This is a genomic window from Streptomyces sp. NPDC058335 (genome assembly GCF_042723915.1).
Taxonomy (GTDB): Bacteria; Actinomycetota; Actinomycetes; order Streptomycetales; family Streptomycetaceae; genus Streptomyces.
Genome location: NZ_JBHXHX010000010.1, coordinates 25,520 through 50,653, shown reverse-complemented (window position 1 = coordinate 50,653; position 25,134 = coordinate 25,520). Strand labels below are relative to the sequence as shown.

The 25,134-nt window shown below is 68.2% G+C and carries 20 protein-coding genes; 12 read left to right on the top strand and 8 right to left on the bottom strand.

All coding sequences use genetic code 11. From position 1 onward, the window contains the following. Positions 1–3: 3 nt before the first annotated feature. Positions 4–1,650, bottom strand: a complete 1,647-nt coding sequence (locus ACFWJX_RS20870; protein WP_383245144.1) for a hypothetical protein — start codon at positions 1,648–1,650, stop codon at positions 4–6. Positions 1,651–2,308: 658 nt separating this feature from the next. Here ACFWJX_RS20870 and ACFWJX_RS20865 point away from each other — a divergent pair. The 5 genes from ACFWJX_RS20865 to ACFWJX_RS20845 all read left to right on the top strand — a co-directional run bounded on the left by ACFWJX_RS20865 (position 2,309) and on the right by ACFWJX_RS20845 (position 8,056). Further along, positions 2,309–3,982 carry a DUF262 domain-containing protein gene (locus tag ACFWJX_RS20865; RefSeq protein ID WP_383245141.1) on the top strand — a complete coding sequence of 558 codons (1,674 nt, stop codon included), beginning with the start codon at positions 2,309–2,311 and terminating at the stop codon, positions 3,980–3,982. A 227-nt stretch (positions 3,983–4,209) separates the two neighbouring features. Beyond that, complete coding sequence (locus ACFWJX_RS20860) at positions 4,210–6,636, top strand: AAA family ATPase (RefSeq protein WP_383245138.1); 2,427 nt, start codon at positions 4,210–4,212, stop codon at positions 6,634–6,636. After that, positions 6,633–7,082, top strand: coding sequence for a hypothetical protein (locus ACFWJX_RS20855; RefSeq protein WP_383245136.1), 450 nt, complete (start codon positions 6,633–6,635; stop codon positions 7,080–7,082). The genes ACFWJX_RS20860 and ACFWJX_RS20855 overlap by 4 nt, the downstream gene beginning before the upstream one ends. Before the next feature lie 162 nt (positions 7,083–7,244). Beyond that, complete coding sequence (locus ACFWJX_RS20850; protein WP_383245133.1) at positions 7,245–7,574, top strand: hypothetical protein; 330 nt, start codon at positions 7,245–7,247, stop codon at positions 7,572–7,574. Continuing rightward, positions 7,571–8,056, top strand: a complete 486-nt coding sequence (locus ACFWJX_RS20845; RefSeq protein ID WP_262057842.1) for a hypothetical protein — start codon at positions 7,571–7,573, stop codon at positions 8,054–8,056. Before ACFWJX_RS20850 ends, ACFWJX_RS20845 begins: the two co-directional genes overlap by 4 nt. Before the next feature lie 106 nt (positions 8,057–8,162). On the opposite strand, the gene ACFWJX_RS20840 is transcribed toward ACFWJX_RS20845, so the two are convergent. Next, positions 8,163–8,894 (bottom strand): hypothetical protein, encoded by a 732-nt coding sequence (locus ACFWJX_RS20840; RefSeq protein WP_383245129.1) that lies wholly within the window; start codon positions 8,892–8,894, stop codon positions 8,163–8,165. 214 nt (positions 8,895–9,108) lie between these two features. After that, the gene (locus ACFWJX_RS20835; protein WP_383245127.1) at positions 9,109–9,579 is read right to left on the bottom strand and encodes an ATP-binding protein; all 471 of its coding nucleotides are present in this window, start codon (positions 9,577–9,579) and stop codon (positions 9,109–9,111) included. Between the two features lie 168 nt (positions 9,580–9,747). On the opposite strand from ACFWJX_RS20835, the gene ACFWJX_RS20830 reads away from it, so the two are divergent. Next, entirely contained in the window at positions 9,748–10,617 is an 870-nt protein-coding gene (locus ACFWJX_RS20830; RefSeq protein WP_383245124.1) for a Scr1 family TA system antitoxin-like transcriptional regulator, read from the top strand. Beyond that, positions 10,614–10,802 (top strand): DUF397 domain-containing protein, encoded by a 189-nt coding sequence (locus tag ACFWJX_RS20825; protein WP_383245121.1) that lies wholly within the window; start codon positions 10,614–10,616, stop codon positions 10,800–10,802. Before ACFWJX_RS20830 ends, ACFWJX_RS20825 begins: the two co-directional genes overlap by 4 nt. 394 nt (positions 10,803–11,196) lie before the next feature. On the opposite strand, the gene ACFWJX_RS20820 is transcribed toward ACFWJX_RS20825, so the two are convergent. After that, on the bottom strand, positions 11,197–11,343 hold the full coding sequence (locus ACFWJX_RS20820) for a hypothetical protein (protein ID WP_383245119.1): 147 nt from the start codon (positions 11,341–11,343) through the stop codon (positions 11,197–11,199). 240 nt (positions 11,344–11,583) lie between these two features. Here ACFWJX_RS20820 and ACFWJX_RS20815 point away from each other — a divergent pair, with 240 nt between their 5' ends. The 5 genes from ACFWJX_RS20815 (at position 11,584) to ACFWJX_RS20795 (ending at position 20,073) form a co-directional block, all read left to right on the top strand. Beyond that, the gene (locus ACFWJX_RS20815; RefSeq protein WP_383245117.1) at positions 11,584–12,258 is read left to right on the top strand and encodes a restriction endonuclease subunit S; all 675 of its coding nucleotides are present in this window, start codon (positions 11,584–11,586) and stop codon (positions 12,256–12,258) included. Between the two features lie 98 nt (positions 12,259–12,356). Further along, positions 12,357–14,807, top strand: coding sequence for an N-6 DNA methylase (locus ACFWJX_RS20810; RefSeq protein WP_383245114.1), 2,451 nt, complete (start codon positions 12,357–12,359; stop codon positions 14,805–14,807). Next, a complete protein-coding gene (locus ACFWJX_RS20805; protein WP_383245111.1) occupies positions 14,800–15,963 on the top strand; it encodes a restriction endonuclease subunit S in 1,164 nt (387 codons plus the stop codon). The genes ACFWJX_RS20810 and ACFWJX_RS20805 overlap by 8 nt, the downstream gene beginning before the upstream one ends. 26 nt (positions 15,964–15,989) lie before the next feature. Next, positions 15,990–19,334: a type I restriction endonuclease subunit R gene (locus ACFWJX_RS20800; RefSeq protein ID WP_383245108.1), complete on the top strand. Its 3,345-nt coding sequence runs from the start codon at positions 15,990–15,992 to the stop codon at positions 19,332–19,334. Beyond that, a complete protein-coding gene (locus tag ACFWJX_RS20795; RefSeq protein WP_383245104.1) occupies positions 19,327–20,073 on the top strand; it encodes a M48 family metallopeptidase in 747 nt (248 codons plus the stop codon). The genes ACFWJX_RS20800 and ACFWJX_RS20795 overlap by 8 nt, the downstream gene beginning before the upstream one ends. 88 nt (positions 20,074–20,161) lie before the next feature. On the opposite strand, the gene ACFWJX_RS20790 is transcribed toward ACFWJX_RS20795, so the two are convergent. From ACFWJX_RS20790 to ACFWJX_RS20775, 4 genes are all read right to left on the bottom strand, one after another. Then, positions 20,162–21,538 (bottom strand): AAA family ATPase, encoded by a 1,377-nt coding sequence (locus tag ACFWJX_RS20790; RefSeq protein WP_383245101.1) that lies wholly within the window; start codon positions 21,536–21,538, stop codon positions 20,162–20,164. Then, on the bottom strand, positions 21,535–23,052 hold the full coding sequence (locus ACFWJX_RS20785; protein WP_383245098.1) for a hypothetical protein: 1,518 nt from the start codon (positions 23,050–23,052) through the stop codon (positions 21,535–21,537). Before ACFWJX_RS20785 ends, ACFWJX_RS20790 begins: the two co-directional genes overlap by 4 nt. Further along, positions 23,049–24,167 carry a hypothetical protein gene (locus ACFWJX_RS20780; RefSeq protein ID WP_383245096.1) on the bottom strand — a complete coding sequence of 373 codons (1,119 nt, stop codon included), beginning with the start codon at positions 24,165–24,167 and terminating at the stop codon, positions 23,049–23,051. Before ACFWJX_RS20780 ends, ACFWJX_RS20785 begins: the two co-directional genes overlap by 4 nt. A gap of 73 nt (positions 24,168–24,240) precedes the next feature. Then, positions 24,241–25,116, bottom strand: coding sequence for a hypothetical protein (locus tag ACFWJX_RS20775; protein ID WP_383245093.1), 876 nt, complete (start codon positions 25,114–25,116; stop codon positions 24,241–24,243). Between the last annotated feature and the right edge of the window lie 18 nt (positions 25,117–25,134).

Genomic DNA, 25,134 nt, shown 5'->3' with positions numbered 1-25,134 from the left:
CGATCAGGTCTGCGTATTGTCCGGATGCGGGCCGATGTATCCGACGTACACGAGTCCCGTGCCGGGGCCGTCGTCGTGGAAGTAGAGGCGGGGCGAGACCGTGTTGCCTCCGCCGATGCGCAGGTGGGCCTGCATGAACAACTTGGTTTCCCTGGCGACGGACTTCGGCACGGGGAATGTGCGCTGGCGGCGCCAGTCAGTGTTGTTCCCGACCGTCTCCGACTCCTTCATCTTGACCTTGCCGGAGGGGAAGGGGTTCTCGCAGTCGTCCGGCAGGTTGTCGCACCAGTGGCGGAAGTCGCCGCCCGCCGTGCCTGTGGCGGACGCAGCGGCGTAGTCGTTCAGGGCGCGCAGAGCGTCCCAGGCGACGGTGACCCAGTTGCCGATGCACTGGGCGTCGAGGTCCTTGGTCTTCTTGGCGTTTCCGGTGAAATGCAGATGCTTGAACTCGCCAATGCGGCCCAGGATTTCGACGAAGGTGGTGGGCCGGTCGGCTGGTTCCGGGGGCGGAGTGTGGGCGAGTGTGTGGAGGCCGGCCTCTTCGAGCTGCTTCTGGAGGAAGCGCGCCTTGCGGCGGGCGTCCTGGAGATCGCCGTACAGCTGGTCGTTCTCGACGATCTGCTGCAAGTCCCGGTCCTCCGACTGCTTCAGCTGTCGGCGGAAGTCCCGGATCTCCTCGTCGCGGGACTCCTCACGCTGTTCTGCCTCCTGGAGTAGTACCTCGGCCGTCCTGAGTTCCCCGCGCAGTGCCTCAAGGCTGGAGTTGCCGGCGGCCGGGCGGGGGCGGGTGCGCTGGACGGGCAGGGTGTCCAGTGCCTTGGGGAGTGGGTGGCTCAGGGCCAGCCGCTGGGGGAGCGAGGCGAGGATCGCTGCCGCGCGCCTCGGGTTCGCCTCGATCGTCGTCCGTGACATCACCGGGTGGCGCTGGGCGTCAGGCTGCCAGGCTGGGTCGACGCCGGGGCGGTAGGTGCGGATGCCACCGCCGAAGACGGGGTGGTATTCGAGGGTCGCGTTGAAGGCCTGCTGCGCTTCTGGGCTGAGGACGTACATGACGGCGAGCCCGGTGAGGTGGCGGAAGGCCGGTTCGATGATCCTTTCCGTCCAAGCCTCGGGGTCCTGTCCGTAGGGGACACTCGCCACGACGATGGGAAGTCTGCGGTCCTGCTCGCAGAGTTCCTCGATGACCTCCTCCAAGTCGTCCGGCTCGATGAACTTCGGGTCCGTGCCGACGTCAGCGAGACCGTCCTGGGCGGGGAGGGCATCGAGGAGCAGTCTGGCTATTCCGGGTGTGTTCGCTCTGATGTGCCGTTGGTCCGGGGCCGGCTGATGCTCGATGTCAACCTGGAGCCAGGTGCGGCGGTTGTCGTGGCGGCTGCCTGAGCGGACGACCAGGGTGGACTGCCATGTGCCCTGGGTGGCGTCCTTGGTCTCGCGCAGGCGCCAGCGGGAGTACGAACCGTGGCGGCCCGCCGCTGCGTCGTGGTCGAGAGTGACGCCCTCGGCTATCTCGTTGCGGCCCTCGTCGAGGACCGAGGTGTCGTACGGCTTCATCACGCTTAACCAGTGGTGCAGTTGGCGATCGGCTTCGGCGGAGGCCGTGACGAAGTCCTTCGTGGTCGAGACGACCATGCGGTAATTACGGGGTTCCATGGGCGGCTGCCTGTGCGGTGTGGTGGGCGGGCGGTTTCGAAGCGCCGAGTGCGCCGCGCTGCAGTTCGCTTGCAGCGCGCCGGTGGGGGTGCTCAGGCGGGGTGCGTGGGGGTTCTGGCCGGGGGCGAGAATGGTCGGGTAAGGGTGTTGGATTGTTGATCCTCGGCCATGAGGTTGTAGATGTCGAGGGTCAGGGTCATGACTCGGTAGGTGCCGTGGTTTTGTCCTCCCGCTTGACGGTTGGCAACTCCCCCAGGACACAGCCGGCTCCGTGGCGGTCGAGTTTCGGCGCGGAGCAGTTCGGAACGGGTTTCGTTCCACCGCAACGCGGGCAGCGTTGTCACTCAGGTCACGGGTGTAGTCGGCCATGTCGGCGCGGCGTGGATGAGATACGTGCCCCGCAGACCGCCGACCCATGGTTCGGCCGGTCATCGCCCGTCACACCCGACCCCTGTCTCGCCCCCTTGCCGAAGACCTCCGCCGCCCCTGAGAGGGGCCCAACCAGCCCAATTGGTTCCGCTTTCCCAAGCGTGGCTGTGCGGTAGAAACCTCGTTCGGGCGTGGGGCGGTCCCCGCACCGACGAGGCCACTGCCGGATCGAAGGAAGCTGAGCCGATCGGGTGCCAGGAAGCTCGGCCTTTCCGCCATCATCAGGGGCATGCAAAAGCTTGAGGCGCATGAGATGCCCCTGCACAAGGTGTTCAGCAGTGACTACGACTTTCAGATCCCCGACTACCAGCGCCCCTACGCGTGGCAGGAGGAGCAGGCGGTTCAACTGCTGACAGACCTGCAGGAAGCCCTGGACCGAGGGACGGACGAACCGTACTTCCTCGGATCTGTCGTGCTCGTCAAGAACGGAGGGGCTCCGAGGGCGGACGTCATCGACGGCCAGCAGCGTCTCACGACCCTGACCATCCTCCTGTCGGTCCTGCGTGATCTCACCGACGATCCGGAACTGCGCGGCGACCTCGACAGGCTGGTGATGGAGCCGGGCGCCAAGATCCGTGGGCTCGCGCCGAGACCGCGGCTCACCCTGCGGAGTCGCGACGCGGACTTCTTCGGGAAGTACGTGCAGACGAAAGACGCGGTAGGCACTCTGCTGACGCTCAAGGAGGACGCGCTGCGCACCGATGCGCAGAAGGCCATTCTCCGCAACGCGACAGTCCTGTACCGCAGCCTCTCGGCTTCGCCTGAGGAGGACCGGCTGAAGCTGGCTCAGATGCTCGCCGAGCGGACGTTCCTGGTCGTCGTCAGTACCCCCGACCTCGACAGCGCGCACCGGATCTTCAGTGTCATGAACTCCCGGGGGCTGGACCTGTCCCCGACCGACATCTTCAAGTCGCGCATAATCGGCGATCTCGGACCGGAGGCGTCCGACGAGTGCGCCACCGTCTGGGAGGACGCCGAGGAGATGCTCGGGCGCGACGACTTCGCCGAGCTCTTCCTCCACCTGCGGATGATCTTCGCCAAGAAGCGCGCCGAACAGGAACTGCTCAAGGAATTCCCGGAGCAGGTGCTCAGCCACTACCTCCCCGGCAAGGCCGAGGTCTTCGTCCACGATGTCGTCCGGCCGTACGCCGACGCGTACGCCAGGATCCGGGAGGCGCGTTACGAGTCCGCATTGGGCGCGGACGCGGTCAACGCCTGGTTTCGGAGGCTCCAGCAGGTCGACAACTACGACTGGCGGCCCGCCGCTCTCTGGGCACTGCGCCACCACGAGCACGACCCGGTCTGGCTCGACGCGTTCATGCGGGCGCTGGAGCGTCTGTCGGCAAGCCTGTTCATCCGCCGCGAGTACACCACCCCTCGGGTCAGACGCTACGCCGAACTGCTCCGGCAACTCGATGAAGGACAGGGTCTCGATTCCCCCGCCCTCGAGCTGACGGATGACGAGAAGGCGGACACCCGCGCCAGGCTCGACGGCGATCTCTATCTCGTCGGCAAGATCCGCAAGTACGTGCTCCTCCGCCTCGATGAGTTGCTGGCTCGTGGGCAGGGGGTGACCTACAACCATGGGCTCATCACCGTCGAGCATGTTCTGCCGCAGAACCCGGGGTCCGGGTCGCGGTGGACCGCGTTGTTCGACGAGGGGCAGCGCGCCCGGTGGACGCATCGCCTCGGCAACCTGGTCCTGCTGAACCGCGCGAAGAACTCGGCTGCCCAGAACTACGACTTCGCCGAGAAGAAGGCCAGGTACTTCACCGGCCGCGGGGGAGTGGTCCCCTTCGCGCTGACGAGCCAGGTGCTTCAGCATGCCGATTGGACCCCCGGGCTGCTGGGGGCGAGGCAGGACGAACTGATCGGCGTGCTCGCTGAGGAGTGGCGTCTGTAGGTACGGGGCGGGAGGCTTCGCGTTCCTCCGCTTGCCGATCCCAGTGATTTCCAAAGAGTTCCAATGTCTTCCATTCTTATGGGCGTCTGGGCTATGGTCATTCACAGCTCACGGCCCACACGTCATGCCGACTGCACCGTGCGGCCCGTGCCCCTCACGCTGCGCGGTCTCCGTACGCCTGTCCGACCGCCGCCTCCGCAGCCGTCGCCTCCACGGGAGTTCACGTCATGCCCGAATCCGTCGATTCCGCTCCGGAGCCGCCCCCCGCACAGCAGCCCGCCGGGCAGCCGGCGGCCCCCGGCACCCTCGCTCTCCTCATCGCCGAACGGCTCGCCGCCTCGGATCTCGACGAGGATGCCAAGGCCGTCCTGCTCACCGCCTTCCAGGACGACGGCCCGGTTCGCGGCCGGATGCCGGGCGCCTATCTGCAGTCCGTCACCGTCAGCGGATTCCGTGGCATCGGCCGGACCGCACGTCTCCCGCTCACCCCCGGCCCGGGGCTCACGCTGGTCACCGGCCGCAACGGCTCCGGCAAGTCGAGTTTCGCGGAAGCCACCGAGATCGCGCTGACCGGCGACAACGCCCGCTGGCGCGGCCGCAGTGACATCTGGCGCAGAAGCTGGCGCAACCTTCACCACGGCCAGGAGCCGCAGATCGCCGTGGAGTTGCGCATCGACGGCGACCCGGAGTCCGCCACCGTGCTGCGCACGTGGCACGGAGACGACGTCGCCGACTCCGCCGCCGAACTCGACCGGCCCGGCCACGACCCCGTTCCCCTTCCGGACCTCGGCTGGCAGGAGGACCTGGCGACCTACCGCCCCTTCCTGTCGTACTCCGAACTCGGCCAGGTCATCGGCGGCAAGCCCAGCGAGATGTACGACGCCGTCGCCTCCATCCTCGGCCTGGAGCAGCTCGCCGCCGCCGACAAGCGGCTGCGCGACCTGGCCCGCGAGTACGACGCGCCCGCGAAGGAGGCCAAGGCCGAACTCCCCGCCCTGCTCGTCCTGCTGGACAACACCGACGACCCCCGCGCGCAGGCCGCCCGTTCCGCACTCGACGGGCGGCGCCCGGACCTCGCGCGGGCGGCCGAACTGGCCGCCGGGACCGGTGCGGCGGACGAGTCGCTTCTGTTCGACCTGCGCCGCCGCTCCACCCTGGCCGGACCCGACACCGAGGTGGTGGCCACGGCGGTGGCCCGGTTGCGCGAGACGATCGCCGCCGCCGAGGACCTGCGGGGCACCTCCGCAGAGGACGCGCTGCAACGCGCCGAAATCCTCGCCCGCGCTCTCGCTCACCACCACGCCCACCCCGACCTCGGTACCTGTCCCGTGTGCGGTGGCGCGGCACGGCTGGACGAGGACTGGGCGCTGGATGCGGCCGAGCAGGAACGTCTCCTGCGTGCCGAGGCCGCACAGGCCCTCACCGCACGCCGGGAACTGCACGCGGCCGGTCAGGCCGTCCGTGATCTCGCCGTGCCGCCTCCGGGCTGGCTGCCGCCTGAGATCGCCGCCGCCTGGGACGACTGGCTGGGGTGTCGTACCGTCTCCGACCCGGCCGCACTGGCGTCCGTCGCGGAGAACGCCGCACGGACCGCGGCCGACGCCGCGCGTGTCACCCGCCAGGAGGCCGCAGGGCGCCTCGCCGACCAGGACGACGCCTGGCGTGACGCCGCACGGGCGCTCGCTGCCTGGCTCGACAAGGCCCACGCCGCCGAGCGGGCGATTCCGAGCCTGGCCCGCGTCAAGGCTGCCCAGAAATGGATCAAGGCCGCCCACGACGAGATCCGCGCCGACCGGATGCGGCCCATCGCCGAGGACGCCCAGCGCATCTGGTCCAACCTGCGCCAGCAGAGCAACGTCGCTCTCGGCCCGGTCCGCCTGAGCGGCTCCGCGACCCAGCGCAAGGTCGCCCTCGACGTGACCGTCGACGACATCGACGCCCCCGCGCTCGGCGTGATGAGCCAGGGCGAACTGCACGCCCTCGCCCTCTCCCTCTTCCTCCCGCGCACCTTCCTGCCGGAGAACCCCTTCCGGTTCCTGGTCATCGACGACCCGGTGCAGTCCATGGACCCTGCCAAGGTGGACGGCCTCGCCCGCGTCCTCGCACTCCTCGCCGAACACCGCCAGGTCGTCGTCTTCACGCACGACACCCGCCTGCCGCAGGCCCTGAAGTACCTGCGGCTGCCCGCCACCGTCCTCACCGTCGACCGCCGTGAGCACTCCGCCGTACGCGTCCGCTCCGGCGACGACCCCGTCAAGCAGGCGCTGTACGACGCGAAGGCGCTCGCCAAGACCCGCGACCTGCCCGGCGACGTCGTAGCGCGGGTCCTGCCCGGCCTGTGCCGCACCGCCCTGGAGGCCGCCTTCCTCGAACCGGCCCGACGTCGGCTCCTCGGTACGGGACTGCCCCACGACGAGATCGAGCGACGCATCGCCAAGGCCCACAAGCTCACCGAATTGGCCTCCCTCGCCCTCTACGGGGAGACCGACCGGGTGGGCGAGGCCATGACCGACCTCACCCGGGCCTACGGCCAGGAGGCCACCGACCACATCCGGTGGTGCAACAGGGGCTCCCACGAAGCCGTGCCCGTGGACGACGTGGAGGAGATCATCCGCCGCACCGCGGACCTCGCGAAGGCGGTGCGATCCCTGTGACCAGGATCCGCCCGGCCGCACCCGTCCCGTCCGCGCGCCCGCCCCGGCTCCCCGCGGCCTTCCCGCCTCCACCGCCGTCCACCTCGACCCCCGAGGAACTGCTCGCGGGCGCGGACCGGTTGCTCGGCACGGCCACCGCCTCCACCACCGGCGTCTGGCCACGCGCCGTGGCACTCCTGCTGCGCCACGCCCTCGAAGAGGCCCTGCGCCGCTACTGGCAGGCCCGCAAACCGCAGCTGGCCCGCTGCGCGCCGCACGCCCAGGCCCTGTGCCTGGAGTCCTACGCCGACCCCGACACGGCCCGCCGCTGGTCGGTGACCTGGGCCGGCCTCAGCCGGGCCTGCCACTACCACGGGTACGAACTGGCCCCCACGCAGGTGGAGTTGTGTGCGTGGCGGGACGACGTCGAGCGGGTGATCGAAGCCTTGGCGCCCCGGACGCGGTGACGGATCCCGGTCGGACCGCAGGTCCGCCGCGCGGGGCGGACCGCGGTCGCCGGTTGACGGGGGCGGGGCGGTACGGAACGGGGCGCCGGAGAGAAGAGGCGTGCCCGGTTCCCCACCCCGACCGCACTCGCACTGCCGTCATACGCGTATTACGATGCCCTCATGGCAAAGGCGCGCATCACCATCAGCTTGGAGCAGGACCAAGCCGAACGCATCAGGCAGCACGCGGAGCGGGTGGGCATGGACGTATCGGCCTACCTGGTGCATGCCGCAACGCGCCAGATGGCTGAGAGTGATGCCATAGAGGAACAGTTCGCCGAGGTGGACGCGCTCATCGCCCGGGCGGAGCAGGCAGCGGGTGTGCTGCCCGCCGAACCCGCCCCGGAACCGCACGCGGAACTGACGGAGCAGGAACGCCGCGAGGTCGAGGAGGCCCTGGGCCTCGTCCAGGGCCGGGACCGGCAAGGCCGCCGTCCGGGACACGCCGCGTGAGCGCACGGGTGCCGGTCTACGACACCGGCATGCTCATCGCACTCGCGGACCGCAAGGCGAAGGCGGTGGCTCTCCACGAGGGACTGCGCACGGTCCCGCACCGGGCGCTGGTGCTCGGACCGGTCCTCGCCCAGGTGTGGCGCCCTCAACCGGCGCTGGTGCACGCCCTGTCCGGCGTCCTGAAGGACTGCACGGTCCCTCAGGCCCGTACGTCCGAGCCGCCCATGCGTGAGACGAAGGCGGGCCGTCCGGAGTGTCTGGCCTGCGCGACGGGCCCGGACCTCGCGGACTGGCGGCGCATCGGCACCGCTCTGGGGCGGGCGGCCCTGCCGGCGAAGAAGCGGCCGGACGCGGTGGACGCCTGGGTGGCCCTGGCGGCGGCCCGACACGGCAGCGCGGTGATCTTCACCACCGACCCGGGGGACATCCACGCCTACCTGACGGTCCTCGCGCCGACGGACGTGCACGTGGTTGCCGTCTGACGACCTGCATTCACGCTCCGCCCCATCCACTGACCGCGCAGGCGGTGAACGAGCCGTCGCCAGGAAAGCGGGGCGGGGTGCTCGTGGCCCTTCAGTGCACCGAGGGTCAGTCAAGCGGGTTCTCGGACGTTGGCGCGGTGCTGCACGCCAGCTCTGGCCACGACGTCGGGGGTGGGCCGAATGCGCGACGACCGGCCCTCACCGCCAGAGTGGCCATGGCGGCGTTGGCGCCACCACCAATCACAGCGCCGATACCGAACGGTGCCACGCGACCGAGAACAATGATTCCCTGCTTGGTCCCGTACTTCGTGACGAAGTTCCTCCCCAGGATCTTGTTGATCTGACGCAACGTCTCGACTGGCACCTTGGCGACCACCTGACGTCCCCAGTGTTGCCCCGTCCGCTCGGCGACCTTGGTAATGGTGGTGGAGCCGCTCCCGCCGAGCATGATCCCCATCACGATCGTTCGGCGGCGCTCGACCTCGTCGATGGGGACTCCGTGGACTTCGGCGAGCGAAAGCGCGAAGAGGGCGCTCAGCTCAAGAGATGACAGAGCCTCGCCTGCCGACAGCGCCAGTGCGACTCCCGTGCCGACGCCGGGCGCGGCCGCAGTTCCTCCCACCGCGGCGCCCGTCCCGGTCAGGGCGCTGACGTACATCCGCTCCAGATTGCGGATCACCTGCGCTGGTGTCGCCTCCGGGTTCCGCTGACGGGCCCGGGCGATGTTCTTGCGCACCAGCAGGCTCTGGCTGTCGATTGCCTTGTCCAGGAGGGCGAGGACTCGCTGCCCACGTACGGCTGCTGCCGGATCCGGTCCGTCGGGGGCGCCTGTTGTCATGCCTTGAACTCCTTGGGTCGTTAGGTCCCAAGTCTCCCACTCAGGCTGCCCGTTCTGGAGGGTTTCCCCCAACAGCTCCTACCTGTCGAGGCTCGGAGCCGCTGCTGTCCGTCCCATCGACTGCGAGATCACTGTCAGCACCTCCCAGGGGCGCCGTATCGGCGCATACCGTCTCGTCACGACCCTGACCGACCCCCACGTCCAGCTGTCACGGTCAGCGCCGCCCGCTGTGTGTGTCCGGGCCGGGGGTCTCGCAGGCGCATTCGGCCCAGACCGACTTGCCGCTGGGCGGGTAGGGCTCGACGCCCCAGCGGTCGGCGAGGGCGGTGACCAGGAGGAGGCCGCGGCCGGACTCGGCGTCCAGGGGCGTACCGCATTCCGCAGGCGGCGCCGGGAGGTGCTCGTCCCGGGCGTCGATGACGGCGATGCGGAGCAGGCCGGCCGTGGTGTCGAGGGTGAGGGTGAGCCGGAAGTCGCGGCTGTTGACACGACCGTGCAGGGCGGCGTTGGCGGCGAGCTCGGCCACGATCTGCTCGGCGCGCTCGGTGACGCCGGGTGCCACCGGCCACGCGCGGAGCTGCTCGGCGGCGAGGAGACGGGCGAGCCGGGCTCCGCGACGGGTGGACGACAGGAGCTGGGCGAACGTGTGTACGGTGGCCCCGAGTTGGGGTGTAGTTGCGCTCATGAGGCCACGGTGACGGGTGCGCGTGGGCGCGTTCCAGAGGTGCGGTCCGTACGCTGCGTCAGCGTACGAGCACATTCCGTGGACGGTACGACGGTTTATGGGTCACGCTGGGTGTCGTCGGCTGTGGGACGGCGAGCAGCGCGGGTACGGAACCGGAGGTGGCCGCGGGTGACCGACGGCGGTGTGGTGGACGACGAAGACGTGCTGGCCGGCGAGGACCGGGAGCCCGATCCCTCGGACAGCCTGCGGACGTTCGGGGCGGTCATGCAGGCACTGCGCGAGCACGCGGGGTACAGCAGGACCGAGTTCGCGGACCTGGTGAGCTTCTCCAAGCACACGGTGGAGTCGGTGGAGTTGGGGCGCCGGATGCCCGACGTGGCGTTGGTGGAGCGGTCCGAGGAGGCGCTGGGCAACACGGGGGCGCTGCGGAAGTCGTCGAAGTATGTGACCCGGGGGCGCGGGGATGTGGGGCTCGCGGCGTGGTTCCGGCAGTGGGCCCGGCTGGAGCGGGTGGCGGTGAGCCTGTGTACGTACGAGTGCCGACTGGTGCCGGGGTTGTTGCAGTCGGAGGGGTATGCCCGGGCGGTGTTCGAGGGCACCGTTCCGGTGGCCCCGGACAGCCTGCTGGAGGACTTCATGGCCCGGCGGATGGAGCGGCAGCGGATGTTGTTCGAGCGGCCGACGACACCGTTCAGCTTCATCGTCGAAGAGCACGTCTTCCGGCGCCGGTTCGGGGATCCGGACCAGATGCGGGAGATGTTCGACCATGTGCTGGAGTCGAGCGCGCCGCGGAACGTGACGCTTCAAGTCGTGCCGTTGGAGGCAGGGTTGCATGCCTGTCTGGATGGGCCGGTGCGGCTTCTGGAGACTCTCGGGGAGCAGCGGTACGCGTACTCCGAGGGACAACAGAACGGCCGTCTGATCTCCGACGTGAAAGAGGTAAGCCTCCTCTGCCAGCGCTATGACACACTGCGCTCGCAGGCCCTGAACGCCAAGGACTCGCGGGGTCTGTTGGAGCGACTCCGAGGAGAGCTATGAGCACGAGGCCGGAATTGGCGTGGTTCAAGTCCAGCTATAGCGGCAGTCAGGGTGACGACTGCGTCGAAGTCGCCTTCACCGAACAGGCCGTGCGCGTACGGGACTCCAAGGACTTGACGCGCCCTCACTTCGCTGTCGGGCGTGAGGAGTGGTCGCGGTTCGTGGGGTTCGTGACGAAGGCCTGAGCGGTGTAGACGTTGAGGGGCGGTGACTGGTGTGATGTGGATGCGGTACCGACCGGTCCCGTCAGTTGGGGGAGATGCCCTGTTACTGGCGTCTTTTGCTTGACTGGAGGTTCGAGTCCTTGAGGGAGCCGCAATCAAGGGCTGGTCGTTTCGTACCCCCTGTGACCTGTGAGATTCACTCGTGACCACGCCGGCGCGTTTGCCGAAGGCGAGCGTCGATTGGCAGCGGTGAGCCGAGCGGGGCACGGTGCCAGGTCACGGGATTCAGGGCTGGTCAGCGCCCGTGTCGTTTCGTATGGTGGCATGTGGCATAGGTCCCGCCGCTGGTTGCGACGGGACCCGTGGAGTGACTGTCAGTCCCCTCGGCCGCCAAACCGTTTCTGGGGGCTGGCGGTCACAGCCAGTTACGGAGCCAGATCAGCAGGCGTCCGCACTGGAACGCGGCGGCACTGAGGGCCGCTACCACGGAAGCGATCAGGCGGATCTTGCGCCAGCGTGCTTCCTTCGGCTTGTTTGGGTCGCCCTTGTTCACTTCGGGCACAGATCATCCCTTTCGTGCTCGACTGGTTGGTTCAGGCCCCTTCCGGAGGGTCGCTTGTGGCGTGTCCGGAGCAGGGCGGGGCACCTGCGGCGAGCACTCCAGGTGTTAGGCTCCCCCCTAGGCGCTACGGAATGTACGCATGTTCTAACTGGGATTGCAACTAATCCATCCCTCCAGGGTAGTTGGATACACGATAGAACTTTGTTGCGTGGGTAGCGAAGGGATAGGACGGGATTCGAGGTGGCCCGCATACAACGGCTCGGGGACCTGAGTGAGGTCACGCCGAGTCCTTCCAGTGATCAGTTCGAGGGGCTGAGCGATGGGCTGGGCGACACTCCGGTGATTTCCCCCGGGGACATCGCCGATGGGAAGATCGCCGAGCGGTCGTTGCTGCGGAGTCTAGACAGGGTGCCGGACGCCCTGGCGCGGTTCCGGGTGGAGCCGGACGACCTAGTCATGGTCCGCCAAGGCGCGGTCGGGCGAATGGCACTGGTGGAGGAGCGCTCGCGCGACTGGATCTACCACTTCGCCTGCATGCGCATCCGGCCGCGCCGTGAGCTGGTCGATCCCGGCTACCTGATTGCCTACCTCTCGCATCCGAAGGTGCTGGATCAGCTCCTCGTGCGCGCCAACGTGGGCACAGTCACCACCGTCACCGCCCGCATGGTCGAGGAACTGCCGGTGGCCGTGCCGCCGCTTACCGAGCAGCGGCTCTTGGTCGGGGCACTGGCGGAGGTAGATGCCCAGATGGACAACCACCGCCGCTCCCTGGCCCGGTTGGAGGCCCTGCGCCCCGCTCTGATCACGCACCTACTCGGCGGCGAAGTCCCTGGAGAGCGCCTGCCCATACCCACCACCGCGCCGGAGTCGTTGCGGCGTGCGGCACGAGGGCCGCGCCCGAGGAGATTGTCGTAGGCCGCCCCTACTCTTGAGGCGGTCAGGCTGGCCACCGCCAGACATGGCGCCCGCCGTGCACTGTGTCAGGTGGTTTGAGGAACTAAGGAGAAACGCAAGTGGCCCAGCTCACGTTGCCGCAGCTGGAGAGGCACCTGTATGCCGCTGCGGACATCCTGCGCGGCAAGATGGATGCCGCGCAGTATCAGGACTACATCTTTGGGATGCTGTTCCTGAAGCGGGCCTCGGACCAGTTCGACGTGGCGCGGGGCGCCGCTGTCAAGCGGTTCATGGACCTGGGCCTGGAGAGGGCCGAGGCGGAGCGGCGGGCCGAGTCCCCCTCGGCGTACCGCTCGCACCAGTTCTTCGTCCCCGAGGTCTCGCGCTGGAAGACGATCAAGGAGGCGTCGCGCTCCGATCCGGCCGAGGCGCTGAACGTGGCCCTGGGCGGCCTGGAAAACGAGAACCAGTCGCTGGACGGCGTGCTCGGCTACATCGACTTTAAGCGTGGATCGGGCAACACCAAGCTGAGCAAGCCTGTCCTTCAGGCGCTGATCGACCACTTCGACCAGTACCGGCTGAGCAACGACGACTTCGAGTTCCCCGACCTTCTCGGCTACGCGTACGAGTACTTGATCGGCGAGTTCGCAGACGAGGGCGGCAAAAAGGGTGGGCAATTCTACACCCCCCGCTCCGTGATCCGCATGATGAACCAGCTCGTTCAGCCCCGCGAGGGCATGTCGGTCTACGACCCGTGCTGCGGCTCGGGCGGCATGCTCATCCTCGCGAAGGAGTTTGTGCAAGAGCACGGCGGGGACGCCGCCCACGTCTCCGTCTTCGGGCAGGAAGACAACGGCAGCGCCTGGGCGATGGCCCGCATGAACCTGCTCCTGCACGAGGTCGCCGACGGCGACATTCGGCACGGTGACACCCTCGCCGATCCCAAGCACACCACCCCCAGCGGCGAGTTGTTGCGCTTCGACCGCGTCCTCACCAACCCGCCTTTTGCGCAGAACTACCGCCGCAAGGACATGCAGCACCAAGAGCGGATGGGCTACGGCTGGTGCCCCGAGTCGGGCAAGAAGGCCGACCTGATGTTCATCCAGCACGTGCTGGCCGTCCTAAAAGCCGACGGCATCGCCGCCTCCGTCATGCCGCACGGAGTCCTCTTCCGCGGCGGCGCCGAACAGGACATCCGCCGCCAGATCATCGAGGACCGGCGGCTGGAGGCCGTCATCGGGGTCGGGCCCAACGTCTTCTACGGCACCGGCATCCCCGCCTGCATCCTCGTCCTGCGCGGGCGCGATGGCGCCCCCGAAGGCCGCCGGAATGGGGTGCTGTTCATCAATGCCGACCGCGAGGTCACCGCCGGCCGCGCCCAGAACCTCCTCGAAGCCCAGCACGCTGAAAAGATCGTCTCCGCGTACCGTGGCTGGCAGGACATCGAGAACTTCGCGCGCGTCGTGCCCTTCGAGGAGCTGGAGAAGAACGACTACAACCTCAACATCCGCCGCTACGTCGACAACACCCCACCCCCCGAGCCGCAGGACGTCCGCGCGCACCTGTATGGCGGCGTCCCCAAGAGCGAAGTCCGCGACCGCGCCCGCCAGTTCCGAGCCTTCGGAATCGACCCCGGCCGCCAGCTCTTCCGCGACCGGGATGAGGACTACTACGACTTCCCCGAGGAAGGCTACGAGGCCGTCGCTGAGCGCATCCCCGAGCTCACCGCCGCACGGGAGGCCGAACTCGGCGCCGCTTTCGACGCCTGGTGGATGGAGCACCGCGGCCGACTCGACGAACTTCCCAAGCACCAGCAGCTCGCCGACACCCGCGCCGAACTCCTCGACACCTTCACCCGGGCACTGGAGCAGCTGAAGGTCCTGGACAAGTACCAACTTGCCGGTACCGTGGCCGCTTGGTGGTTCGACTCCCGCAACGACCTACGCAGCCTCGCCCGCACCGGCTTCCCTGGCGTTATCGATCGCTGGGTCACCAGCATCGAGTCCGCCTTCACGGAACCACCGGAGGGCGCCGACGCCAAGACCAGAGCCCGCATCCGCGCCGCTCAGCGCAAGGCTCGCGAACACCGCCTCGTACCCGAACTGATCCCCGCCTATGTGGAGCGGCTGGAGACCGCGGAGGCGCTCGTCGCGGAACTCGACGCGAAGGTCAAGGTGGGCTCCCCGTCCCAGAAGACCGCTGACGGGGATGATGCGGACGAGCCGGACCTGACCGGCGTCCTGCCCCCCAAGGAACTCGCCATGCTCAAGAGGCAGCTCACCGCCGCCAAGAAGGACCTCGCGGTGATCAAGGCTCGCTTCCTCGTTGAGCTGCGCGAAGCCGCAGAAAACCTCACCGCCGACCAGGCCCAGCACATCGTCCTCGGCTTCCTAAAGGCCGACCTCCGCGCCCGCATGGACCGATTCGTCGCCGCCGACCGCCGCGCCGTGATCGACGCCTACCGCAACTGGGGCAACAAATACGCCGTGACATTGCAGGACCTGGAACACGAACGAGAGGCGTCCGCGAAGCGGCTGCGGGGGTACCTGGAGGAGCTGGGCTATGCGTGAGGATTGGCTCGGCGCAGGACAGCGGAAGAATTTTCCTCTGGGAGAGCTTTGCCAGCTCGTATCCCGTGGGACTGCCCCAAATTATGACGAGAACGGCTATTTCTATGCTATTGGGCAGAAATGCGTTCAGGTATCGGGTTTCGTGCCCGAAGCTGCGAGGCGCCACGAGCCATTGGGGGGCAGAGAGGTGCGCCCCCGTCCGGGGGACGTACTTCTGAATTCCACTGGAGTCGGAACCATCGGACGCAGTTGCGTATTCCCGTTGGATGGCGATTATGTTGTGGATAGTCACGTTACGGTGATCCGGCCAGGGGAACTACTCGATGCTAGGTGGCTAAATGCCACCCTTCAATCTCATTGGGGACAGCGCTATCTCGATACGCACTGCTTCATTGGATCAACTGGGCAGGTTGAGTTGTCTCGAAGTGAACTGCTGAGAGTTCCAATCTCCCTCCCCTCGCTGGCAGAGCAGCAGCGCATCGCCGAGATCCTTGACGAGCTGGACGAGCAGCTAGCCAGATTGCGTAACTTGCGGGCAAAGACAGAAAATTGGCTTCAAGGCATGCGGCGCCGTCTCATTTCCGAAACACGCGACGGCGAGCTGGTTGCGATTGGCCATCTGGGTCGTGTCGTCACCGGAAAGACGCCGGATGTCGGCCCTCGCCTGGGTCACGGTCACAGCATTCCTTTTGTTACGCCAAGTGAGATTGTAGATGGCGAAGCAGTTCTAGACTCCACCCGGGAAGCATGGCGCGGAGAAGCTAATGTAGTTGAGGTTCCGAGTGGCTCCACTCTCGTAGTGTGTATCGGTTTCGGCACAGGGAAAGTTGGCCTGCTTGAGCACCGTGCATGCGTAAATCAGCAAATTAATGCCGTCGTTCCAGGTGGGCAAGTGGACCCTCACTTCCTCTTTGAGAGTATCTGTGAGGCGTCCGCTAAAGTGAAGGCTGCATCCAGCCTGCAAGTGACCCCGATCCTTAATAAGTCAACATTCTCGCAGATTCAACTATTTGTCCCCTCGTTTTCCAGGCAGAAGGAGATTTCCAGTGTGTTGCGCCAGGTGAGATCTGAATTGGATCAATTCGATGTCAACATCGAGAAGGTGCAACACCTCAAGCGCGCGCTCATGAATGGACTGCTGGCTGGGAGCGATTGAGATCGCCTGTTGGAGAGGAATGACTGATGGCCGATTCCGGTCCGGAGCGCATATTCGTTGAGAAGCCGCTGATCGCGCAGTTGACCAGCACCGACATGGGGTGGAGGCATGTGCGCGGGACGACCGGTGTTGAGTTGCAGCCGCCGGGGATGCCCTCGTACGTCCGGCGTGGCTACGACGACTCCGTTTTCGAAGGGATCTTGCGGGCGAAGCTCGTGGAGCTGAACCGGCGCCCGAACGGTAGCCCGTGGGTGGATGAGGCGCGCGCGGACCAAGCCGTGTCCGCGTTGACTCGGGGGGCGGTGTCGGCTGGCGGGGGGCTGGTGGAGGCGAACGAGGCCGCCACCAGGTATCTGCTCGATGGCGTAGACGTTCCGGGGTTCCAGGACTGGGACGGGGGCCGGAACCAGACGGTGCGGTTCATCGACTGGCAGCACCCGGAGCGGAACGATTTCCTGGCGGTCTCCCAGTTTCGGATGACGATCCCTGGCAGCGGTGGGGAGACGATCGCCCCGGACCTGGTGCTGTTCGTTAACGGCATCCCGCTGGTCGTCATTGAGTGCAAGAAGCCCACCGCGCTCGGCGGCAACGTCTTCGACGCGGTGGAGCAGCTGCAGCGTTACGCGAACCGGCGGGACTCCACTGTCCCGGAAGGCAGCGAACGGCTGTTCCGCACGGTGCAGTTGACGGTGGCCACGACTGGGGACCGGGCGCGGCTGGGCACGTTCACCGCGCGCCGGCAGGATTATGTGGTGTGGCGGGACCCGTACCCACTCAAGGCCAAGGACGTTGCCGCGCGCAGCTTTGTTCCTGAGGATCGGGACGCCGTGGCGCAGAAGGTGCTGGCGGCCGGGGTGCTGCACCCGCACCGGCTGTTGGACATCGTTCGGAACTTCGTGCTGTTCCGGGATGTGGAGGTCGCAGAGGGGCGTACGGCCCGGGTGAAGATCGGGCCGCGTTATCAGCAGTACCGAGCGGTCGCCAAGGCTGTCTCGCGGTTGCAGCGCGGTGAGACGAAGGCCGTGCACGGCAAGGAGGACAAGCGGGGCGGGATCGTATGGCATACCCAGGGCTCGGGCAAGTCGCTGACGATGGTGTTCCTGGTGCGCAAGCTGCGTTCCACGCCGGGACTGGAGCACCTGAAGGTGGTCGTGGTCACCGACCGCAAGCAGCTCCAGCAGCAGTTGTCGGAGACGGCCACCCTGACCGGGGAGAAGCCGGACACAGTCACTCGGGCCGATCAGGTGCCGGTAGTGCTTGCCCGACACGGTGCTGGCCTGGTCTTCGTGATGATTCAGAAGCAGCAGGACACGGAGAAGACCCGCGCAGAGCGCGCCAAGTCGGCGGCGAGGAAGAAAGTCGCAGGCTGGGGACTCGTCAATGACGACGAGGGCGTTGTGATCCTCGTCGACGAGGCGCACCGCTCGCACAGCTCCGGCCTGCACGAGAACCTGACGGAGTCGCTGCCGAACGCCGCGCGGATCGGTTTCACCGGCACACCGATCCTGATGAACCGGCGGAAGCTGACCGAGACCACCTTCGGGGAGTTCATCGACAAATACCGGATCGCGGACGCCGAGGAGGACGGCGCGATCGTCCCGATCTACTACGAGGGGCACATTGCCAGAGGTGCGGTCGAGGATGGTGCCGCGCTGGACGAGGCGATGGAGGAGGAATTCGAGGAACTCACCGACGAGGAGTACGAGCGGCTCCAGAAGCGGTACGCGACCTCGACTGCCGTTCTCAGCGCGGACGACATGATTCGGCGTAAGGCTCGCCACATGCTGCGCCACTATGTGCAGAGCGTGCTGCCCGAAGGGTTTAAGGCCCAGGTCGTTGCTCACTCCCGGGGCATCGCTGTGCGCTACCGCGAGGCGCTCGAGGACGCGCGGGACGAGATCGTGGCCGAGGTGGAGGCTATGTCTGAAGAGCGACTTCAGCGGCTGCTGGAGAAAAGGCCCGAGGAACTCAAACCGAAGCAGCAGACGTTGGTGGTCGCGTACGAGAACCTGCGCCTGCTCAAGGCGATCGATTTCGTTCCCATCATCTCCGAAGGGCAGAACGACCCAGCAAGCTGGAAGGAGTGGACGAAGGAGTCGACGCACAAGAAGGCGGAAAAGTCCTTCCTCAGCCCCTTCCCGGAACCCGATCAGCTAGACGGCACACGCCGCCCAGTCGCGTTCCTCATCGTGCGGACCATGCTGTTGACCGGCTTCGACGCCCCGATCGAACAGGTGATGTACCTGGACCGGCGGATGAAGGAGGCCGAACTCCTCCAGGCGGTCGCCCGCGTCAACCGCACCGCCGACGGCAAGAGCGCTGGGCTAGTTGTGGACTACGCCGGAGTCGCGACCGCCCTCAAAGAAGCAATGGACCAGTACGCTGCCGACGAACGCGAGGGCAAGCCCATCGAATTCGAGGTCGAGGAGCACAAGCTGGAGACCCAGTGCACGGCCCTGCGCCAGCACTTCGACCTCCCCCGTGACCTCATCGACCCCGATGACGTTGAAGCCGTCAACCGCCTGGTGGACTCGCTTGAGGACGACCAGCGCCGGATCGCATTTCGCTCCTTGTTGCGCGACTTCCTGGAAACCTACACGGTCGTCACCCCCCGAGAGTCGGCCCGCCCCTACGCGGAGGTCGTACGGCTGTTCACCTTCATCGCCCAGCTGGCCCGGCAACGCTTCAGCGAGGAGGACGCCTTCGACCCGGCGGCCTACGGCAAGAAGGTCCAGCAGCTCATCAACCAGCACGTCCGTTCCCTAGGGGTGGACAAGATGATCGAGCCCACCCGGCTTACCTCTGAGGACTTCAAGACCAAGGTCCGGCAGCTTCCCGGCAGCCGCGCGAAGGCGTCCATGATGCGGCACGCCCTCCGCAATCACATCGACCTAAACTTTGGCAAGAACCCTGCCGCGTATGCCGCGCTGCGCAAGCGGGTGGAAGAGATCCTCAAGAGGCACGCCGACGATTGGGACGCCCAACTGGCGGCATTCCAGCGCCTTGCCGAGGAAGTCAAGGACATGGAAGGCGGCGCCGGCTCGAATCTACCCGAGGACGTGCGCAGCCTCACCCCGCTGGAACAGGCCCTTTACCAGCAGCTCACCAGCGTGCTGACCGATGGTGTGATCGGTGACGAGATACGCGGGGCCTTCGTCATCCTCGCTCAGAGGGTGCACGACCTGGCGGTGCACTACAGCGCCAAGCCCGACTTCTGGACCAACCCTGCGGCTCAGCACGACTTCCGTACCGACATCTGGATGGAGGCCGTGGCCTGCCCGCACACCCGGGCAAAAGCCGATCCCCTTGCCGACGCACTCCGTGACATCGTCCACCACAACCGCAAGGATGTTGGCCGTCACCATGCCTGACCTGCCCGACAGGGTGGCCGACAACGACAGCCCGCTGTACGTCGGCGGGCTGACCATCCACCTGGCCCTCGCCTCGGGGCAAACCGGCGTCCGCGTCACCGTGGAACGCGACGCTCGCATCGTTGCCAAGGTGCCCGCAGACGCCGACCGCGACGCGCTTGCCGCCCTCATCCGCACGCGGCTGGCCTGGCTCTACGCCAAGGTCAACACCCGCCGCGCTGAAGTAGCCGAACGCCCTCGACGACGTTTCATCGATGGCGAAGGTTTCTGGTACCTCGGTCGCAGCCACCGCCTCAAACTCACCGACGACCTCGCAGCCTCCCCTGTCACACTGAAGAACGGCCGTCTCCACTTGCGCCGCGACCACCGCGACACCGCCGAGCACGACCTTGTCGTGTGGTACACCGCCCGCGGCCGGGACTGGCTTCCCGGCCGTATGCGTCCATGGACCCAGCGCATGGACACCCCAAAGGTTGGGCTGAACGTCCGTGCCCTCGGCTACCGTTGGGGCTCTTGCTCCCATCACGGCGCCGTCAACATCAACTGGGCCGTCATGCAGTTGCCCATCCGCCTGATCGACTACGTCCTCGTCCATGAGCTCGTCCACCTTCACCATCCGCATCACACCCCCGAGTTCTGGCGTGCCGTCGGCCGAACGCTTACCGACTACGAGCATCGCCGTCGCGAACTTGACGACTGGGGAGCAGGCATCTGGCTGCCGGAGGCATGGAGGAGCTGACTCAGTCTGTCGTGCCGAACCTGAGAGTTGTGCGGTTCCGGCTGTGCCTTACATTCTGTTACCGACAGCGATCCATTTCGTCCCATGATCACGCCGCCCGCACCCGGTGCTCCCCCCGCTCCAGACGCCCCATAACCACCTGATGCGCCCGCCACCCATCCGGAAACTTAGGCGGCACGTCCAGGTACACCGGACTGCTCCGCGGATGCCGGTCCAGCAGATCCCGGATCCCGGCGCGGGCCACCACGATGCACGCGAAACGGTGCCGGGAGAGCAGGACGCACAGGCGGCCCGTCTCCAGGTGGAAGGCGGAGGCGTCGTGGCGGCCGGACAGAGGGTGCCAGACCAGGGTGACGTCGAACTCGCGGCCCTGGAGGCGGTTGGCGGTGTCCACGGTGATGTTGGTCAGGCCGCGGTCGGCGAGGCGGGTGCGGACCGCGTCCGCCTGCACGGTGCGGGCCGCGCCGATCGCGATGCGGGCCTCGGTGAGGGGCTCCCCGTTGACCAGCGCCCCGCGCTCCAGCAGCCGGGCCGCCGTCGCCGCGAGGGCTTCGGCGACCTCCGGGTCCTGGTCGAGGGTGTGGCGGGCGGGGAGTTCCAGGTGGCCCCAGCCGGAGGCGGCGGCGCGGGTCAGGACGTCGTCCAGCGGGGTGGAGCCGTGGGGCAGGCTGGCGTACGACAGGAGGCGGTCCTGTGCCGTCGTACCGGGGACGAACCGGTAGAAGGGGTAGAAGGCCTGCTCGACGAGGGGGGCCGCCGTCTCCGGCAGGCGCCAGGAGACGGGGAGCTGGTGGCGTACGAGATCCGGGGTGTGGGCGAGCGTCACGTCGACCGCGTTGCGCAGGGGGTCCCAGGTCAGGCCGTGCCAGCGGTCGGTCTCCACGGTGGCGAAGGGGTCGAGCTGGCCGGGGTCGCCGACGAAGAGGACCTGCGAGTCGGCCTCGCTGAACAGCGGGGCCGTCGCGAGGAGCGCGTCCGAGCGCATCTGGTACGCCTCGTCGACGATGGCCCAGCGCCACGGCCGGCACTTGTCCGGGGTGACGTACGACCACTTCTTCGCGGTGGACACCACGACGGGCAGCTCGCGCAGGTCTGCCGCCTGGGTGCTTCCGGTGACGTGGGGGTGCCGGGTGACGCGAGGCGGAAGGGTGTGGCCGCCGGCGTGCAGGCGGCCGATGGCCAGGCCGGGATGCTCGCGTGCGAGGCGGTCCACCAGGTCGTCGACCTGTTCGTTGGTCTGCGCGACGATCATGAGCTGGTGGCCTGCCGACGTCAGATGCCCGGTCGCCCGCACGACCAGGGTCGACTTCCCGGCGCCGGGCGGTGAATCCACGACGACGCCGCGGCCCGGTGCTGTGTCGAGGCTGGAAAGGATGTCGGCGACCGCCCGGTCGGCGCGCTCCCCGGGGGTGCCACCGTCATCGGGACCTTCGTGGGTTTCCGTGCGGGGGAGGGTGGAGGTCATTCCCAGGTCTCCTCTGCGTCCTCGTCGGTGGGTTCGTACGGTCGCGGCGGGCCGCCGTGGGTCCAGGGGGTGTCCTCCTCGGCGGCCAGTGAGGCGGGCATGGCGGTGGGGTTGAGTGTGGTGTACGTCAGCTCCTCACCGGTCTCGGCGAGAGTGCCGGGCGGTGCCGGAGGCGTGCGCTTCCTCGCGAAGCCGCCCTTGAGTTCCAGTACCACGGTGCAGGCGTCGTCCTGCTGCCGTACTTCGAGGATCCGGCCCTCCTGGCCGGGGCGGGCCGGGGACCTCACTTCCGTGCCGGCCGCGAGGCCGACGGGGGCGTCGGGGGCGTCGGTGCGGAGGGTGATCGTCGGCCGCCACACCTGGGAACCGGGCCGGGTGCCGGGGACGAACCGGTTCTCGTCCCTGGCGGTCACCGTCCCCGTGAACGCCTCGCCCGCCAGCTCGTACTCCGCCATCACCAGCGGATCGTCGTAGGCCCGCTGGGCCTCGTAGCGGGCGACCGCGTCCTCCAGGCGGGCCAGGCGGCGCGCGGCCCCGACGGCGTGGTCGCGGCGAGCCTGCGGGCGGCCGTCCGCGTCCAGGTACTCGGCGTACTCGGAGAACAGGCGCCGGTCGAAGGCCCAGCGTTCGGGGACGTGGGCGCCCTCCGGCAGGTCTCGGAGCAGTTCCACGCCGCGCCACATCAGCTGCCAGGTGGGCAGCATCTGGCCGCGCAGCTCACCGTCGATCTGACGGCCGACCGCCTCGCGTCCGCGCTCGTCGGACGCCTCGTCGTAGCGTGTCATCAGCTCATGGAGCGTCCGGTCGAAGACCGGGTCCGTGGCCGGGCCGGCGGGAGGCCACACGGCGGGGTCTTCCGCCTCCCGCGCCGCACGTGCGCCGTCGCTGCCCTCCGGCGGGTCGATCCAGGCGAGCAGGGACGCGAGGTGGGAGTCCTCCGAAGGGCTCTGGCCTGTCGCCCAGTGCGCGGCGAGCTGCCGGGTCATCGCGAGGAGCATGCTGGAGTCCGGGAACTCGGCCAGATCCGCGAACCGGGTCAGCCACTTGCCGAGGGTGGGCACGGACGGGGCCACCGCGTACGGCCCTTCGGTGGCGCGCAGCCTGGTCAGACGGCCGAGCAGGCGGACGTACGCGATGCCCTCGCCGTTCGGCACGAGGAGCTGCGGGGCCCGCAGGCAGCGCAGGCGTTCCTCCTTCTCCTTGCCACGGCCGACGGTGTACGGCTCCGTCTCCGTCCGGCATCCGTCGATGTGCGCCAGCAGCAGTGTGGCGAGACGCTCGGCGAAGCGGAACCGTTCGGCGCGGTTCCGTGGCTGACGGGCGGTCAGCAAGGTCGGGTGTGCCGGGTCCGTACCCGCGAGGGCGGCCAGGGGAGCGCAGGCCTCTCCGGCGAGGGTGAGCGGCACCAGCACGAACGGCTTCTGGTCCAGGTGCTGGTGGCGGACGGTGGTCAGTGGCTCGGCGTGGCCGGTGCGGGATGCCGTAAGGGCCGCGACGGTGGACAGGACGCTCATGCGGCCCCCCGGCGGAGTCGGCGCAGCCGGGCGGCGGCGCGCAGCAGGTCGGCTGCCTCCGTCTCGGCCTCTCCCTGGGCGGCGACACCGTCCAGGTAGTCGAGCGCGGTACGGGTGGAGTCGATGCCCGGCAGGTCGTTGCGGACGGCGCTGCCCAGACGGGCCGGCGAGGCACACCCGTCGGCCTCGTCGCGGCAGTAGCGCGCCATCTCACAGAAGGAGAGGCATGCGGGCGTGTACGACGCGTCCAACGCCTCTATGGACGAGGCGAGTTCGGTCATGCTCCGGTCCGGATCCAGGGTCGCCGACTCGGGGAGCTGCGCCGCCAGGTCCTCTGCGCGCCGCAGCCGCGTGAGCTGGAACTGCAGGGCGTCGAGCTCCTGCCGGAGGTCGATCAGGCGGCCGTAGGGCCGGTTGGAGAAGTCCTTCGGGCAGACGAGCAGGAAGTCGTGGGCGAGCTGCTCGGCGGGCAGGCCCGCGGCGTCGAAGGCGTGGCGCAGGGCGAGGACGTACACGGCGGCCTGCTTGGCCGCCTGGGCCACGGCCGTCGGGTTGGCCTGCCCGTCGATCGCCGCGAACGAGCGGATCAGGACGACATAGAATTTCCCGTCGACGCGGTGGGTGAGGGCGTCCGGTTCGAGGTACGCCGTCCGTCCGGCGACTTCGAGGGTGAGTACGGGGCGGTCGAGGATCAGTCGTACGTCCTGCCCGGAGGCGACGTGCGCGATGAGGCGGCGGGTCTCGCGCTCCCGCACGGGCAGAGAGCTGTTGCCTCCCACCTCGTTGAGGTCTTCGACATGGGCCTCCGCCACGGGGACGGAGAGCTCCTCGCGCAGCAGCCGGATGAGCTCGGCGTACCCGCCCCACTTCACGAGGCTGTGGAACGCCTGCTCGCGGGCGAGGGCGAAGGGCGACTGGCCGAAGCGCGGTTCGTATCCGACCTGCTGGGCGAGCAGCGCCTTGTCCACGCCGGCCGCGTCGAGGACTGCGCGGCGGGCGCAGGCGGGGTTGGCGGTCAGGGCGGTGATCTTGCGGGCGGTGTAGGGCTGCGGGGGGCGCGGTCCGCGTAGCCGCGCGAGTCTGTCGTCGGGGGGATCGGACTGCTGCGAGGGCATCGTCTCTGCTTCGGGGACGTCTTCGGAGTGTGCCGGTGGGTGAAACGACCGTGGTCGTCTCCGCCGGGTGAGGTCAGTGCATGCTGCCGCTCGCGTCACGCAGGGCATCACGCAGCGGTGGCGCACCGAACAGCTTTTGTGCGTCGGTGAGTTGAGTACGGGCGCGCTGCGCCGCCGCCTGCCGCCGTTGGTCGTCCTCCTGTTGGTGGACGGTCGCTTCGGCTTGGGCGGCGGCGATCACGCGGGCGGGGTCGGGCTCCGGGGCCGCGGAATCGCAGGCGCCCGGGATCGTGAGGGCGAACCGGCGCAGCAGCCGCCAGGCCGCGTCCGGGGCCGGATGCCCGGCCGTGTCCAGCCGCTGGATCTGCTCGGCGGTGCCGACAGCGTGGGAGAGGAAGTCGGTCCGGGGGCTGAGCGGGGTGATGATCCGCCGCTCCACGGGCCAGGTGGACAGGGCCAGAAGCCCGCGGGCGGGCACGAGACGGTCGTGGGTCAGCGCCGCGCAGATGTAGTACGGGCGGGCATAACCCTGTGCGGTGAAGGAGCGTTCCTCGTCCCGGCGGAGCGACGCGAGCTTGGCGGCGACGAGCGGCTCGGTGAAGAACGCCTCGTACGCGGACGAGATGAGCTTCGGGGACGCGGGAGCACCCAGCAGGGTGAGCGCTTGGTGGACTTGTTCGCGGACTGGGATGGAGCCGTGCGTGGGGAGCTCCTGGCGGCGTGGTTCGCTTGTCGCCCTCGGCGGCGTCCGAGTCTCGGCTTCGGACGGAAGTGTCTCGATGTCCGGTCCGGCCTCGACCTCCAGAGCGTGCTCCCATGCGGTCTCCGCCTCGCGCAGAGCGCGACGGATACGCGCGGTCTCGGCCTTGTCCCGGGCGCGTACGGCGCCGCGCAACTCGGTGCGCAGGTGGGACAGGCGCTGCTCGAGCTCCTCCAGTGATGCCGCCATGAGGGGCACCTTAGCGCA